Source organism: Staphylococcus sp. HMSC14D10 (genome assembly GCF_001808125.1).
In the GTDB taxonomy this organism is placed as follows: Bacteria; Bacillota; Bacilli; order Staphylococcales; family Staphylococcaceae; genus Staphylococcus; species Staphylococcus haemolyticus.
Window position 1 is genome coordinate 53,973 of record NZ_KV792245.1, and the last position, 14,603, is coordinate 68,575.

Annotated in this window: 16 protein-coding genes and 2 pseudogenes; 6 read left to right on the forward strand and 12 right to left on the reverse strand. The window is 33.3% G+C overall.

The genetic code is table 11. The features are described 5' to 3' along the window. The first annotated feature begins 64 nt into the window (after nt 1–64). Nucleotides 65–691 (forward strand): cell surface protein, encoded by a 627-nt coding sequence (locus tag HMPREF3134_RS03990; protein ID WP_256262268.1) that lies wholly within the window; start codon nt 65–67, stop codon nt 689–691. A gap of 39 nt (nt 692–730) precedes the next feature. Here HMPREF3134_RS03990 and HMPREF3134_RS03995 read toward each other — a convergent pair whose 3' ends face one another. From HMPREF3134_RS03995 to HMPREF3134_RS04005, 3 genes and pseudogenes are all read right to left on the reverse strand, one after another. After that, nucleotides 731–2,056 carry a putative glycoside hydrolase gene (locus HMPREF3134_RS03995; RefSeq protein ID WP_070440890.1) on the reverse strand — a complete coding sequence of 442 codons (1,326 nt, stop codon included), beginning with the start codon at nt 2,054–2,056 and terminating at the stop codon, nt 731–733. Nucleotides 2,057–2,307: 251 nt separating this feature from the next. Then, nucleotides 2,308–3,067, reverse strand: a pseudogene (locus HMPREF3134_RS04000) (HAD family hydrolase). Nucleotides 3,068–3,263: 196 nt separating this feature from the next. Beyond that, nucleotides 3,264–3,746, reverse strand: a complete 483-nt coding sequence (locus HMPREF3134_RS04005; RefSeq protein WP_070440895.1) for an AAA family ATPase — start codon at nt 3,744–3,746, stop codon at nt 3,264–3,266. 173 nt (nt 3,747–3,919) lie between these two features. On the opposite strand from HMPREF3134_RS04005, the gene HMPREF3134_RS04010 reads away from it, so the two are divergent. Continuing rightward, nucleotides 3,920–4,810 carry a fructose bisphosphate aldolase gene (locus tag HMPREF3134_RS04010; RefSeq protein ID WP_011274776.1) on the forward strand — a complete coding sequence of 297 codons (891 nt, stop codon included), beginning with the start codon at nt 3,920–3,922 and terminating at the stop codon, nt 4,808–4,810. A 361-nt stretch (nt 4,811–5,171) separates the two neighbouring features. Here the strand turns inward: HMPREF3134_RS04010 and HMPREF3134_RS12195 are convergent. The 4 genes and pseudogenes from HMPREF3134_RS12195 to HMPREF3134_RS04030 form a co-directional block, all read right to left on the reverse strand. Further along, a pseudogene (locus tag HMPREF3134_RS12195) lies at nt 5,172–5,570 on the reverse strand (hypothetical protein). Nucleotides 5,571–5,744: 174 nt separating this feature from the next. After that, nucleotides 5,745–6,062, reverse strand: a complete 318-nt coding sequence (locus HMPREF3134_RS04020; protein ID WP_070440898.1) for a YciI family protein — start codon at nt 6,060–6,062, stop codon at nt 5,745–5,747. Between the two features lie 12 nt (nt 6,063–6,074). Next, nucleotides 6,075–6,473: a hypothetical protein gene (locus HMPREF3134_RS04025; protein ID WP_256262266.1), complete on the reverse strand. Its 399-nt coding sequence runs from the start codon at nt 6,471–6,473 to the stop codon at nt 6,075–6,077. Nucleotides 6,474–6,561: 88 nt separating this feature from the next. After that, nucleotides 6,562–6,924, reverse strand: a complete 363-nt coding sequence (locus HMPREF3134_RS04030; RefSeq protein ID WP_070440904.1) for a class I SAM-dependent methyltransferase — start codon at nt 6,922–6,924, stop codon at nt 6,562–6,564. Nucleotides 6,925–7,062: 138 nt separating this feature from the next. Between HMPREF3134_RS04030 and HMPREF3134_RS11745 the strand changes: the two genes are divergently transcribed. After that, nucleotides 7,063–7,278 carry a UTRA domain-containing protein gene (locus tag HMPREF3134_RS11745; protein ID WP_083279098.1) on the forward strand — a complete coding sequence of 72 codons (216 nt, stop codon included), beginning with the start codon at nt 7,063–7,065 and terminating at the stop codon, nt 7,276–7,278. Nucleotides 7,279–7,333: 55 nt separating this feature from the next. Here HMPREF3134_RS11745 and lqo read toward each other — a convergent pair whose 3' ends face one another. The 5 genes from lqo to HMPREF3134_RS04055 form a co-directional block, all read right to left on the reverse strand. After that, entirely contained in the window at nt 7,334–8,827 is a 1,494-nt protein-coding gene (gene lqo / locus HMPREF3134_RS04035) for an L-lactate dehydrogenase (quinone) (RefSeq protein ID WP_048668172.1), read from the reverse strand. 309 nt (nt 8,828–9,136) lie between these two features. Next, a complete protein-coding gene (locus HMPREF3134_RS04040) occupies nt 9,137–9,967 on the reverse strand; it encodes a pyruvate, water dikinase regulatory protein (protein WP_049426432.1) in 831 nt (276 codons plus the stop codon). Nucleotide 9,968: 1 nt separating this feature from the next. Beyond that, nucleotides 9,969–12,596, reverse strand: a complete 2,628-nt coding sequence (ppdK, locus tag HMPREF3134_RS04045; RefSeq protein WP_070440907.1) for a pyruvate, phosphate dikinase — start codon at nt 12,594–12,596, stop codon at nt 9,969–9,971. A 206-nt stretch (nt 12,597–12,802) separates the two neighbouring features. Next, nucleotides 12,803–13,495 (reverse strand): LysR family transcriptional regulator substrate-binding protein, encoded by a 693-nt coding sequence (locus HMPREF3134_RS04050; protein ID WP_070440910.1) that lies wholly within the window; start codon nt 13,493–13,495, stop codon nt 12,803–12,805. Nucleotides 13,496–13,504: 9 nt separating this feature from the next. Further along, nucleotides 13,505–13,684, reverse strand: a complete 180-nt coding sequence (locus tag HMPREF3134_RS04055) for a helix-turn-helix domain-containing protein (RefSeq protein ID WP_070440913.1) — start codon at nt 13,682–13,684, stop codon at nt 13,505–13,507. Nucleotides 13,685–13,804: 120 nt separating this feature from the next. Here HMPREF3134_RS04055 and HMPREF3134_RS12280 point away from each other — a divergent pair, with 120 nt between their 5' ends. The 3 genes from HMPREF3134_RS12280 to HMPREF3134_RS12290 are packed head-to-tail and all read left to right on the forward strand — an operon-like array spanning nt 13,805 to nt 14,575. After that, nucleotides 13,805–13,945 (forward strand): SDR family NAD(P)-dependent oxidoreductase, encoded by a 141-nt coding sequence (locus HMPREF3134_RS12280; protein WP_218084860.1) that lies wholly within the window; start codon nt 13,805–13,807, stop codon nt 13,943–13,945. Beyond that, nucleotides 13,932–14,420, forward strand: coding sequence for an SDR family NAD(P)-dependent oxidoreductase (locus HMPREF3134_RS12285; RefSeq protein WP_218084862.1), 489 nt, complete (start codon nt 13,932–13,934; stop codon nt 14,418–14,420). The genes HMPREF3134_RS12280 and HMPREF3134_RS12285 overlap by 14 nt, the downstream gene beginning before the upstream one ends. Before the next feature lie 17 nt (nt 14,421–14,437). Then, complete coding sequence (locus HMPREF3134_RS12290) at nt 14,438–14,575, forward strand: SDR family oxidoreductase (RefSeq protein WP_218084861.1); 138 nt, start codon at nt 14,438–14,440, stop codon at nt 14,573–14,575. Nucleotides 14,576–14,603: the final 28 nt, after the last annotated feature.

Here is a 14,603-nt window from a genome sequence, read left to right on the forward strand (position 1 = left end):
AATTAATTCTGAGTGTTACACTGAGGCTGTAAACGATAAATAATGAAATGGGGTTTTCATTGTGATGAAGGTTTCTCTATTTGCGTCAACACTTATTTCAAGTACAGTATTATTAACTGCGTTTAGCGGACATCAAGCTTTTGCTGCTGATATCGTTACTAAGAATAACGCACAAGAAGTTGCTTCAGAGGCGTTATCAAATAGTGGAGGTAATCCAGATTTACAAAACTTTGGAAAAGCAATCGACAAAGGGGACTATTTTGAAATTAAAAGCCATAATAAAGCAAATGCTGGTTTAGGTGTTTATAAAGTTCATAAAAATGGCCAAGTCGAATATAAAAATGATAAATATAGTAAGTTTAATCAACTTCAAAGTGGAGAAACATATGTTGAACACGGTATTGCAAATGCTGCTGAATTAGATGATCAAAAGGAAGAAATATCTAAAATCAATTCTGTAGATTGTGCACGTGAATTAAATTCATATTATGTAGGTAACGTCAAATCCAACGAAGTGCCTTCGTCTCAATCAGTAAAAAAACAAGAAAACCATGATAGCACTAACTCTCAATCTTCATTACCTGAAACTGGTCATTCAGACAGTGAACAATCCACTCAATTATTAGGTAGCTTTTTCTTATTACTAGGCGGTGCGTTAGTAGCTAAACAATCTCATAAAAAAATCTCATAGAAAAAAGCGAGATGACTTCAAAGTCATCTCGCTTTTTTATTATTGATTGCTGTTCCCATTCTCTTCATTACTATCTTTTTTATTGTCGTCTTTATTGTCTTGCTGTTTTGTATCTTGCTCTACACCTTCTGGGTCACGTTCTTTCGCGCTACCTTTTTTAGGATTATAGTTTGCACCTTCAGTATATTCGTTACCCGCATCCCATAGTAAGAACTCATTCACACCATTATCTTTTAAAGCCTGAACTTGTTCAGATACTGCTTTCGCATCATAATCAATATAATTACCATTACCTAAATATGATGCTGTGAAATCTTGAATCCATGGACGAGAAATTGGTTTTTGCTTACCAAGTGAATCTAGTAAACTGTTTTCTTTTTGAATGTATCGATTTACTGTTTTGTATGGTTCTGTATCCGGAGCATCTAATCCAAAGTCACCGTTACTCCAATGTGAAGGATAAATCATTGATGAAATCGCATCTACATTTTCAGACATTTTAGGGAAACTTTGACCAATGCCTGGTGCGTTTTTAACTAATGCAGAATAGCCAAATACGTCTGCCGATACGTTAACACCCATTGGTTTCAACTCTTTATTAGCATGTTCTAAGAATTTTGTAATTGTATCAACACGTTGATCACCTGAACTTAACTTGCTATTTTTGTAGTCACCCTTACTATAAGTTAAACTGTCTGCTTCATTTTCAAAGCCTTCTGGGAAACGTACATAGTCAAATTGGATGTCTTGGAATCCAGCTTTAGCTGCAGCTTTAGCGACAGTAATATCATAATCCCATACTTCCTTCATGAATGGGTTAACAAAGCTATCGCCTTTACCATTTGCCCAAACTGATCCATCACTTTCTTTAAATGACCATTCAGGATGTTCTTTAGCTAATTTAGTGTCCTTAAATGTAACGATACGAGCAATTGGATAAATATTGTTATCATGCAATTTTTTCAACAATTTCTTACCATCTACAATATCTATTGTGTTCTTATCCACTTGTTTATTTCCCGTGTTAAGTTTCATTGTAATATTACCTTCATCATCTTTAACATCGATAACCATTGTATTTAATTTAGAATCTTTAATGAACTTAATTAATTCATCAATCTTATCGCCTTGTGTCGAATTGTTTGTGACATAAATTCCCTTAACGCCATCTTTAGGGTAATCGACTTTATTCTCATTCTTGTTTTTGTCATTATTCTTTTTCAATTTCTCGCTTTGACTGTTAGTTTGTTCGTTCTTCTGGCTGTCCCCTTTTTGCCCGCTACTAGATGAATTATCACCATTACTGCACGCAGCGAGTAACAAAGCACTTGTTGTTAATACAGCAAATATTTTGTTCTTTTTCATTCCCTTAGCCTCCGAATATGCTTTATAAGTATAAATAGGTTCTCATTATTTAGAATAGTAAGCGATTTAAATAGTTTAATTATCCTAAATAAGAGAACCTAACTTTCTTATAGAATAGCATACTCTATGAACTATTAATCAATATGGCAAAATTTTATATAATAAATTATCTAATATTTGCATGTATTTAATTTTTAAAAATTAATGATACACTGATTATGTTACAAGAGTTCTGAGATGAGAATTGTCTATCACGCATAAAAATAGTTATAAATTGTTAAATCTTTATATTCATCATCAAGGAGCTTTTTTAGTAGAACTTCAATATTATCTTTGCAATAATAAAGTCCATCTTTTATATTTAATTCTGTATCTTTATCAGAATTCGTTAACCAAATGGTAGCCCATATTAACATTTAATGCTCCCGTGATGTCATTTCTATAAGAATCTCTTATAAACAAGCACTCTTCAGAATTAACGTTTAGTCTAGACGTGACATTTAAAAATGCTTTAGGATCAGGCTTTTCGCAACCTATATTTTCAGATATAAAAATATTCTTTTCAAAAATCGATCTAATATAGAGATTATCAATTTTAGTGTTCTGTTCTTTAAGCTTTCCATTGGTAAGTATGGCGATGTTTACATTTTCTTTTAGTGACATAAGTAAATCATTCATTTTTCTATTAACAGTTATACTAGACAGTAGCTTAGTAAAAAAGGATTCGAAATACTCGTTGGCTTCTTCTCGAGAAATATTTATATCAAAATGCTGTAAAGTTTTAATTAGCCTTAACTCTCGCAATTCATCTAAGGTAATAACCCCTTCATCATGTTGTTTCCAAAAGTATAAATCATATTTTTTAAATAATTTCATAAAGTCACTATAATCTATATTTTTAAATAACGTATACGCTTCAAACGTATCTTTATTCGCTTTTATCCATAATTTATTAAAAGAAAATAGCGTATTATCTAAATCAAAAATAACCAATTTAACTTTTTTAATCATTACTCACACGCCTTTTTAAATGAATGAAGGTTAAAAAACACCCTACCTTTAAAATAAACGATAATATAAAACGAACTATTATTCACGTTTAATATAAATAGTTCGTTTTCTACCGGGTTTTTATATCGTTAATAATAAGAAACTATGTTAAATATTTGTAGGTATTTTTTAACTAATGACCATCTTGATGATTATGTTATAAGTTTTTGAGATGTGAATTACTTATAACCCATTTAATAAGACCTTGCGTTTTCAGTTGTTGTAACTTGATGAATTCATTATTATTTTCAGGAAATTGCCACACATATTTTATAAATTCAAAACTAATTGTATTCGGATTACCCCCAATGCGATGTCGTTTCAAATTGTGAATAATCACCCTTTTTATGACACGGTAAATACACTTCCATCTAGGTTCTTTTAACCATATAACGACAGTTGCTCTCTTCAACCTTAAAGGTAGTGTGTCCGAGTAATTGCCATCAATAATCCAAGTATTTTTAGCAATAATTTGATTAAGCTTTTCAATTAATTCTTCTTGACTAATCATCGTTTTGTTATCAATCCAATTGATGTTATCCATATGATATAAAGGTATGCCATACGTTTTATGTAAATGATGAGCTAATGTCGATTTACCAGAGCCTGGACTTCCAATAATTAAAATACGTTTTTCCATTTTTCCCTCACTTAATAAGATTAATTAACTTTATTATCGCTAAATGCGTCTAATTTATGAAACTATAAACTGTAAAATATGAATTTTCAATAAATATAAGTTTTATAACTTGAGAATGAGCTTTATTTTTATCATAATAAATATGAAAGTTAATTAAAGGAGTGGAAAGAGTAATGAATAAAGAACAATTAGAAAAAATGACAAATGGGAAAGGTTTTATCGCAGCATTAGACCAAAGTGGCGGTAGTACTCCTAAAGCATTAAAAGAGTATGGTGTAAACGAGGACGAATATAGCAATGATGACGAAATGTTCCAACTTGTGCACGATATGCGTACTAGAGTTGTAACTTCACCTTCATTCTCTCCAGACAAAATTTTAGGTGCTATCCTTTTCGAACAAACTATGGATCGTGAAGTTGAAGGCAAATACACTGGTGACTACTTAGCAGACAAAGGTGTTGTACCTTTCTTAAAAGTCGACAAAGGTTTAGCTGAACAACAAAACGGTGTTCAATTAATGAAACCTATCGATGATTTAGACGATACTTTAGACCGTGCGGTTGAACGTCATATCTTCGGTACTAAAATGCGTTCTAATATCTTAGAATTAAATGAACAAGGTATTAAAGATGTTGTTGAACAACAATTTGAATTCGCTAAAAAAATCATCGCTAAAGGTTTAGTACCAATCATTGAACCTGAAGTTAACATTAACGCTAAAGATAAAGCTGAAATTGAAGAAGTATTAAAAGCTGAACTTAAAAAAGGCTTAGATGCTTTAAACGATGATCAATTAGTAATGTTAAAATTAACTATCCCAACTAAAGCTAACTTATACAAAGAATTAGCAGATCATCCAAATGTTGTACGCGTGGTTGTATTATCAGGTGGTTACAGCAGAGACGAAGCTAACAAATTATTGAAAGACAATGATGAATTAATCGCAAGCTTCTCACGTGCATTAGCAAGTGACTTACGCGCTAGCCAATCACAAGAAGAATTTGATAAAGCATTAGGTGACGCAGTAGATTCAATTTACGACGCATCAGTAAATAAAAACTAAGGTGCGAAGAAAAGCGTTCAGGTCGTGAGCAATAACGAGCTATGAGCAAAAATCGCTCTTTGATTTTAGCGATTAGCGTATTATTGTCGAACGACCTACTTTTCATAGCCCGTTTATCACCAGGTGCGAAAGTGAGCGCTTAGGTTTTGAGCAGAATCGAAAAGTGAGCAAAACTGTTTCTCAGGTTTTGTCGAACTTTGAGTATTTCTGCCGAAAAACCTGCTCACTGTAGCCTGTTTATCATTCCGGCGAAGTGCTCTACAACTTCACTCGAATATTTAAAAGCCGACTGGTTATTTCAACCGGCCGGCTTTTCTAATATTTATTATTTATAGAAACGTTCTAATTTTTGTTTAGTTTCCTAAATAAATACATTTAATTCTTTTTGTTTTTCTTCATCTTGTAATGCGCTTTGACTTGCTTTCATAAATCCATGGAATAATCCTTGTAATTATTCACGAGATGCTTTCATTTGTTCAAAATCTACACTTTTAAATTGTTCTAAGCGTTTTGTAAATTCATCTTGGTCTACATTCTCTTTTAAAAAAGTTTTACCTTCATCTGTAATTGTGTAGATTTTTTTGTTACCTTCTTTAGAAATCGATACAAAGTTTCTATCTTCTAACATTTGTAAAATTATAAATTGTAAATTTCCCTTTTTGAAGAATCTATCTCGACCTCCACCACGTCGTCCAAAACCACCAAATCCCTCAAAACCTTGTGGCCCTTTACTTCTACCAAATTGTTCAAAATGATCCATTCCTTATCTTATATCTTGCATATGTCTTCTAAACATTATTAAAATCACCTTTTCTTTTATATTTAATTAATCATTTTTTCGATATATCGTTATAAGTAAAGCGATATATCTAAATAATTTTAATGAAAATAAATACTACCCCAACAAACTCTGCCAGAATAGTATTTACGATTATTATTCATTATTAAGTTCTTCGTTTGTGAGTTGATCGAGATTACCGAATAATGGTTTCCACTCTTCAATGGTATAATTCGAAATCAATCCCTTATACCAAAATGGATCTTTTTCAAGTAATGTCATTAAGACGTCCCGATTTTTAACTTTAAATATTAAATAAGCTTCCTTCTTATCTTTCCGCGTATTCACTGTAGGACCAGAAACGATTAAATGTACCTGTTTGATTAATTTCTTCAAATATAAAACATGTGGAACAACATACTTTTTCCATCTTTTTAAATCAGTGCGTTCAAATTTTACGAGGTAGTGTTTCATCTAATGTCTCCTCTAAACGTGAATTAATACTTTACCAAATTTACCCCCAGTGATAACAGGTATGGTATTGCCATATTTATCTCGTAAATAGTGTTCTACGTTTGCAAGTTGCTGTTCATCTAGTTCCACTTCTACTTCTTTTAACCATTGTGGCAATTGTTGCATCACATCTTCAATTGGTTTGTCATTATGTTGCGTATGGCGTTCGATTAATGTTTCAAAAGTATAATCATTAAAGTATAACAACTGTAATAAATAATACATATCCGCCGTCATAGGTTGACTTTCTTCATCTAAAAATACCACGACTTCATCGACAATTGAGTTTTCCTTAGGTCCTGCAATTAAACTGACATAAACATATTTCTGTGCAATATCGATTGCCTTGCTAACCGCTTCCCACGTCGTCACTGCTGGACACATTGACGCAAAACTAATTCATGCTGCCCTAATTCTTCTAGCTGAGCATCTTCAAACGATTGATTTAATGTTTTAAGTGCTACACCGTAATGATTTGCATTATTTTTAACATGTCATGTAAAATTGGCGATGCTTCCAACGCTGTAACTTTAGCACCTTCTTTAGCAAACGGAACACTAAACACTCCTGACGCAGCCCCTATGTCTAATACACTTAAATTACTAAATCGACCTGTTTGTTGCTCAATCCAATTCATAATCCGTTTCGTACGTTGCTGACTTTCTTCAGTAAAAGAATTTTTATTAAAGTTTTCTGCCCACTTTTCAAAACCTGGTGCCGATGGATCACCTAAACCTGCATGTTTCATCCTTTTATCCTGAGTATTAGGGTCAGCTTCCCACGCTTTCTCCCAATATTGATTACTAAATATATCTTTTGTCATAAGTAATCTCCTTTTTATTTGATACCCTCATCTTAACCACTCTTGTATAGTTCATAAACTAATGCGCATTCTCATTATAAAAAAGCTTTCAACCAATCCAAAGCAAGTTAGCTACGCTTTGAAAATGATTGAAAGCTTATGTTGTATTCTGTTATTCCTAATAATTTCAAAAGTTACAGTTTCTATATTGTTTTTCTTACTGAAGATGAAGCGCCACAATTGGATCTCAATCCAAATGATCCTTGTATGCGTCATGATTTGACCTTTTACACTAATAAAGGGATACCATTCGATTATTCGAAGATTGTTTACCATTATGAATATGCTAACTTCTTTATCCCTATAGAAAGTTAGAAAAAGAGTCGCTTGAGCTATAAACTCTCAAGCGACTCTTATTTATTAAAACATCTTACTTAGCGTCTTCATAGTATCCTAATTCAAGATCTTTAGACGTTTGACGACGTATTTTTCTCATTAATTCAACATCTTCAATTAATGATTGACCGTATGATGGAATCATTTCTTTAATTTTAGCATTCCATTGGCCGATTTGTTCTGGGAAGTTTTTCTCAAGAACTTCTAAAGCTACTGATACTGAAGTTGATGCCCCTGGTGATTCACCAAGTAAAGCAATTACTGAATGGTCTTCAGAGTTAACCACTTCTGTACCGAATTGAATAAATCCTTTACCTTCTTTTTCAGTGTCTTTAATTACTTGTACACGTTTACCTGCTGTGTATAATTCCCAATCTTCATCACGAGCTTCAGGGTAGAATGTACGTAAGTGGTTCATACAGCCCTCTTTAGTCATGATAATTTGATCAAATGAATATTTAATCAATGGTAAGTTTTTAACTGCAGCAGCTAACATCGTTGTAATATTATAAGGTTTAATAGATTTAAATAAATCTAAGTTTGAGCCATTTTTAAGGAATTTAGGTCCAACGTTCGCAAATGGTCCAAATAATAAAGTACGTTTACCTTCGATGTAACGTGCATCAAGGTGAGGTACTGTCATTGGTGGTGTGCCTGGTGGTTCTTTACCATATACTTTCGCATCATGTGCTTCAATCACTTGTGGATTAGTACATGTTAAGAATTGACCAGTAATAGGGAATCCACCTAAATGTTTACTTTCAGGGATACCTGTTTTTTGTAGTAATGGAATTGCAGCACCGCCTGCACCAATGAATACATAGTCAGTAACTTCTTCAAATACGTTACCAGTTTTAAGATCTTTGATTTTAACTCGCCATTTACCATTTGATAAACGTTCAAAGTCAAGTACTTGGTGACTATATTTAACTTCAACATGCTCGTCTAATTCTAAGTGTCGTGACATTTTACGTGTTAATTCACCAAAGTTAACGTCAGTACCTTCGTCGATTTTACTAGCGGCCATTTTGCCGTCATCAACGCGACCTTTCATCATTAATGGAATCCATTTTCTCATTACTTCAATGTCTTCAGTATATTCGATGTTATCGAACATTGGTGATTGTTTCATTGCTTCGTAACGTTTCTTCAAGAATTCTTTATTGTTAACGCCTCTAACAAAACTAATGTGTGGAAGAGGATTAATAAATTCTCTTGGATTCTCGATATGTCCTGCTTTCACTAAGTGACTCCAGAACTGTTTTGAAATTTCAAATTCTTCGTTGATTTCTTTCGCTTTATCAATGTCAATTGAACCATCAGGTTGTTGAACAGTATAGTTCAATTCACAAAGTGCAGCATGACCAGTACCAGCGTTGTGGCGTTCATTAGAACTTTCTAGACCTGGTCGATCCATACGTTCATAAAGCTTGATATTCCAATTAGGCTCAAGCTCATTTAACATAGAACCAAATGTTGTACTTAAGACACCCGCACCAATTAAAATGACGTCTTTTGATTCTGCCATGGTTGTACACCTCTCCAAATTTATTAGTTAACAATTAAAAAGTTATTACTTACTACTCTTTCTCCCTAATATAAAGTAATACCTTTTTATATTAAGATTGTTAAGCCTTTCATTTCTATGTTAAAACAAATATGGTAAATTGTAAATCGGAGAACCTTAATTAAAATTATTTTTTTATATATAATTGAAAGCATTAACGCTACCTAATTTTAAAATAAAAACACTTAGTCACAAATATGCAACTAAGTGTTTTTATTTATCGACTTTCTACTATCTAAACTGCAATCAAAGACTTCTTTCTTCTTGCAATTACAATTTAGGTTGTAAAAACTTCTCAATATAGAATGCTGACTCTTCAATCGATTTATATTCCGTGTTGATAACAGTCGCATTTAATTTCTTAAAGACTTCCTCAGCATATACAAGTTCTTTCTTAATACGATCCAAGTTATTGTATCGTGATTCACTAGATAAACCTAACGTTTCCGCACGATTCTTTCGTATGTTTGCAATATACTGTGGACTCGCAGTTAATCCAAATACTTTTAACCCTTTTTGTTTATAAACATTATCAGGAATTTCAATTTCAGGTACCAATGGAATATTAGCTATTTTATAACCTTTGTTAGCTAAATACATACTTAATGGTGTTTTAGATGTTCGTGACACACCAACAATTAATGCATCCGCTTCACCTATATCAGTAAAATGTTTACCATCATCGTATTTAACAGAGTATTCAATCGCTTCAATACGCTTGAAATATTCATCATTTAATTTACGTAACGCACCACTCTCCATAAGCGGTTGACTGTGTGTTACCTTCTTAATAATACTGATTAAATCAGACATGTAGTCAACATAAGGAATATCATGTTCATGTGCAAATTGATGTCCCAATGCATTAAAGGATTCACTTACTAACGTCGTCGCTACAATCGCATGTTGTTCACGTGCTAAATTTAAAATATTTAAGAATTCCTCTTCATCTTTAATATATGGAAATTTCTTAATTTCAACATTATGCAAATCAGGGAATTGTGTTAATGTTGCATGAATCATTCGTTGTGCTGTTTCGCCAATGGAATCTGATACGATAAATAACTTTAGAATTTGTTCATTTGATTGAGTTTCGTTCACTTTACTGCTCGCTTTCCTCCGCTTGACTCTGAGCTGTTGCTAAAATTGCACCTGGAACTCGGAATGGTGAGCATGAAACATAGTCTATCGCTAATTGATTGAAACGACGAATAGACTTAGCATCTCCACCTAATTCACCACATACACCGATTTTGATTTTCGGATTTACTTTTTTAGCTTGTTCAACTGCAATTTCGATTAATTTTCCGACACCATCTCTATCTAACGTTTGGAATGGGTCAAGCTTCAATATATTACTTTCAGTATACACATTTATAAATTTACCTGCATCATCTCTTGAGAAACCAAATGTCAATTGCGTTAAATCATTTGTACCGAAACTAAAGAAATCACAATGTTTTGCTAATTCATCTGCTACTAAACATGCGCGCGGCGTTTCAATCATTGTACCAATTAAATATGGTACGCTGTCACCTTGTTCATCCTCTAATTGTTCAATGGTTTTAACCAATTTCTCTTTAAGCGTTGTGAATTCTTCCACAGTTGATACTAGCGGAATCATAATTTCAGGTTTACATGTTATACCCTCTTTTTTAAGTTTTAATACGCTTCCCATAATCGCTTCAACTTGCATTTCATATAACTCAGGGTATGTGATTGCAAGTCTACAACCACGATGTCCTAGCATTGGATTCACTTCATGAAGATCTACAATGCGTTTATTCAATACTTCTTTAGGAATGTTGAGTTGTCGTGCTACATTTTCAACATCTTCATCAGAATTAGGTAAAAACTCATGTAAAGGTGGATCAAGCAAACGGACAATTGTAGGACGCTCTCCAGATAATCGGAATATTGCTTCAAAGTCTTCTACTTGATAATTACGAATATTATTCAAAGCTTCTACTCGTTGTTCATATGAAGATGAAAGAATAAATCGTCGCATTTCAACTAAACGTTCCGCTCCGAAGAACATATGCTCCGTACGAACTAAACCAATACCTTTAGAACCAAAGTCATAACCCGCTTTAATATCTTGAGGCGTCTCTGCGTTCATTCGAACATTCAAACGTGCAATATCCTCTGACCATTCCATAAATTGAGTGAACTCTTCACTGTGTTCAGCACTGACTGTTTCAATCTCACCTATGTAGATGTCACCTTTAGAACCATCAACTGAAATTGTATCGCCTTCATGAAGTTCCCCACCATCATAGTAAACTGTCTTTGCCATAGTATTGATTTCTAAATCCGAACAACCTGTCACACAACATTTACCCATACCACGAGCTACAACTGCTGCGTGAGATGTCATACCTCCATGTGTTGTTACGATTGCTTCACTCGCAATCATACCTTCTATATCTTCAGGAGACGTTTCCGGACGCATTAAGATAACTTTCTTACCTGCATCAGCTTGTGTCTTAGCATCTTCAGCTGAAAATACAATTTGCCCTGTAGCTGCCCCTGGACTTGCAGGTAAACCTATTTTTGAAATTTCAGTCGCTTGTTTTAATGCTTTTTCATCAAAATTAGGATGTAATAATTGGTCGATTGATTTCACATCAACATTTGACATCGCTTCTTCTTTTTTAATGACACCTTCATCTACTAAATCTACTGCTATTTTAATTGCTGCACGTGCCGTACGTTTACCATTACGAGTTTGTAATAAGTATAACTTTCCATTTTCAATTGTAAATTCAATATCTTGCATATCTTTATAATGCTGTTCAAGTTGTTTCGTTACTTCAACAAATTCTTGATGTACGTCAGGCATTTGATCATGTAAAGTTGAAATGTCTTTTGGTGTACGGATACCAGCTACGACATCTTCACCCTGTGCATTTAATAAATATTCACCAAATAATTTATTTTCACCGCTCACAGGATTACGAGTGAATGCAACACCTGTTCCACTATTATTACCACTATTACCAAATACCATTTCTTGGATATTAACAGCAGTACCTATGTCATGTGGAATATCATTTAAATCACGATAAATTCGTGCACGGTCATTATCCCAAGACTTAAAGACCGCTTCGATTGCTTCTTCTAATTGTTTCAAAGGTTCTTGAGGGAACGGTTTATAAACTTCTTCCATATAAATGTCTTTGAAACGTTCACAAATTTCTTGTAAACCTTCAGCTGTAATTGCAGCGTCATTTTCAAAGTTGTGACGTTGTTTATAATCTTCAAAATATGTATCAAATGCTTGCATCGGAACGTTGTATACCACTTCACCGAACATTTGTAGTAAGCGACGGTAACAGTCATATGCAAAGCGAGCATCACCTGTTTTATCTGCAAGTTTCTTTACGTTATCGTCATTTAATCCCAAGTTAAGAATTGTATCCATCATACCAGGCATCGATATTTTTGCACCGCTTCGTACAGATACAAGTAATAAGTTAGCATCTGATGAGAATGCTTTCCCAGTTCTCTCTGAAAAGTCAACAAGATGATCAATTAATTGTGTTTTTACATCAGTTGATAATGATTTGCCTTGTCTTAAGTATTCAATACAAGCGGCAGTTGTTATTGTAAAACCGTCTGGCACAGGTAAACCTAAACGTTTCATTTCAGATAGGTTAGCACCTTTACCTCCAAGTAAATCTTTCATCGATTTTTGTCCTTCATCAAAAGCATAAATATATTTCGTCATTATAATGTCACCTCAATTAATTATTATGTCATACTAATTATTATTGAGTATGTCATAAAATCGAAATAAATACAATTAAAAACATCGCATTTAGTTTCAATATTTATAAAAAAGACACAATCAAAGCATAAAACGGCTTTATGAGAATAACTAAAAGTCTGTTTTGCACGCTTTAATTGTGTCATGCTATTTATATATTATTCAGTTTAAGTGATATGATTTTGAAAATAATCAGTCGCAAATGTCTTAAATGACGACGCTACTTCTGTAAAGTAATGAGATTTTTTATAAGCTAAACCAATCTCCCGATAACAATGTTCATTGTTAATAGGTATTGCTACAATTTGCTTATCCAAATTTATTAAGGCTTGTTTAGGTGTGAATGAGATGCCTATATTCATAGGTACTAGCTTTAAGATAGCGCTCGAATCCTCAACCTCTACTTGATAATTAGGAACAATCCCTTCTTGTTTTAAAATGTGATCTATCGTATCTCGAAAACCATAACCTTCAATTTGACCTATCAATCGTTCATCTTTAATTTGTGTTAATTCAAGAGAAGTACATTTAGAGAGAGGATGTTCTTTACTAACAGTTAAATAAATATCATCTTGTATGATAGGTTCCCAACTAATATCGCGATGTTCAATTTTAAAAGATGATATAGCAAAATCTACTTCGTTATTTAAAATCAAATGAGGTGCCCGTTCAGATATTGCTTGATATTGCTTAATTTTAATATTGGGATGTCGTGACACGTAATTTTGAATGAGTAATGGCATGACATGTGGAAATGTTACTGCAAAAGTAACTTGACCACTTTCGACACCTGTTAATTCTTTGATTATACGTTCACCTTCATTTAACTCCCTATATGCACTATCGATATAATTCAGCATTAATTCACCCTATCGGTTTAAGTAGATATGTCTATCTTTCCGGTCAAATAATGCCACACCAAACTCATCTTCAATTGATGTAATCGCCTTACTAAGTGCTGGTTGAGAAATATTCAGTCGCTTTGCTGCCTCTGTAATATTATTCATATTAGCTACCACTTTAAAATATTTGAGCTTTATAATCTCCAAACGCTACACCTCAAACCATAACTTTAAGTTATAAAAATATAATTATTATGCATTATACATTATATATTTCCGATGATACCATCAAATTGTGATGAGACTATTTTTGAAAAGAGGATTATTATGAGACTAGAAAACAAAGTAGCTTTAATTACTGATTCAGGTGATGGCATGGGCTTCGAAACTGCTAAGCGTTTTGTTGAAGAGGGTGCAAAAGTTATCATTTCAGACCTTAAAGAAGATGTAGTCAATCAAGCGGGTTGACACACTTTCTAAAGAAACTAATCAAAAGGTATATGGTTATGTTTTAGACGTTTCTAAAGAAGCTAGTGTTGATGAAACATTTACACATATTAAGCGTGATATTGGTAAATTAGACATACTCATTAATTGTGCGGGTATAACTGGTGCAGGTAAAACGACAGACCAACTCACTGAAGAAGAATGGGATCAAGTATTTGCAGTCGATGTAAAAGGCGTATTCTTCTGTACTAAACATGCTGTAACACTCTTACGTGAAAACGGTGGCGGTTCAATCGTCAACTTCTCATCTATCTTAGGTTTAGTCGGTACAGATGAACTCACACCATACGCAGCTGCTAAAGGTGATGTTACAAATATGACACGACAAGATGCCATCAGCTTTGGTAAAAATCACATTCGTGTTAACTATGTACATCCAGGTACATTATTAACACCTTTAGTGAAAAAACTCGATGTAGAACAGAAGGTGGTTTAGAGGCTTATACTGCTAAAATGTCTGAACGCCATCCTATTGGCTATTTAGGTGAACCTGTAGACGTTGCCAATGCAGTATTATTCTTAGCAAGTGATGAAGCTCGATTTATTACAGGTGCGACATTAACTGTAGACGGTGGATATACTGCAAGATAATATGCTTCATCAATTGGTATCGATTACT